Origin of the sequence: Vibrio sp. M260112 (assembly GCF_036533775.1) — a bacterium.
In the GTDB taxonomy this organism is placed as follows: Bacteria; Pseudomonadota; Gammaproteobacteria; order Enterobacterales; family Vibrionaceae; genus Vibrio.
The window spans coordinates 1-747 of sequence record NZ_JATABH010000173.1 but is presented as its reverse complement, the minus strand read 5'-3'; the positions used below and the strand labels follow the sequence as shown (position 1 = coordinate 747).

Genomic DNA, 747 nt, shown 5'->3' with positions numbered 1-747 from the left:
TGTAAAAAGCGAAAGATATCGTCACTTGATACGCTTTCACGCATAGTCAATGCTGTTGTTCGTCAGCAGCCGTACCCAAATGTGCTCGATCTTAAACACACGAGTTTTTACCTAAACACTTAGTCAACACGGTGCTGGTGAACGCTTACCCTTTATCAATGCAATCGATGTCATCAAAAAACCTCATTAACAGCAGGGACCTTGCTTTCCAATAGCAAGCTTCCATTAACGGTTTGGTTTCTTGCTATCTACTTAATTACACAGGGTAAAAATGGAATTTCAGCTCTTGAGTTATCTCGTCATTTAGGCATTTCCTACAACGCTACTTGGCGGTTAAAGCACAAGTTGATGCAAGCAATGAAGGAAAACGATGATAAACAACCACTTGAGAACATTGTGCAGCTTGATGATGCCTATTGGGGTGGTAAAGGACGGGGTCGTGGCTCTAAAAAGAAAACGCCATTCGTTGCTGCGATACAGATGGACTTGCTTGTTTTGAAGGCTTAGTCGATGCAAATGTCTACCATGATGTTGAAAATAAGAGCCAAGCCGAGAGTTTGGAGGTGGTGCAAGAACACTTCGAATGGGTTGATACAATGATTGGTAATGTTAAGAACTCGCTACATGGGACGTATCATGCGATACGCAAGAAACACTTACCGAGATATCTTGGAGAATTCTGCTTTAGATTCAATCATCGCTTTAACCTTGAGGACATGACCCTTGCACTTTTAAGAGCATCGGTAT

General features: G+C 42.0%; 1 pseudogene. It reads left to right on the top strand.

The features are described 5' to 3' along the window. Window positions 1-150: 150 nt before the first annotated feature. Window positions 151-747 (top strand): annotated as a pseudogene (locus QTN95_RS20890) (IS1595 family transposase); the annotation flags it as partial.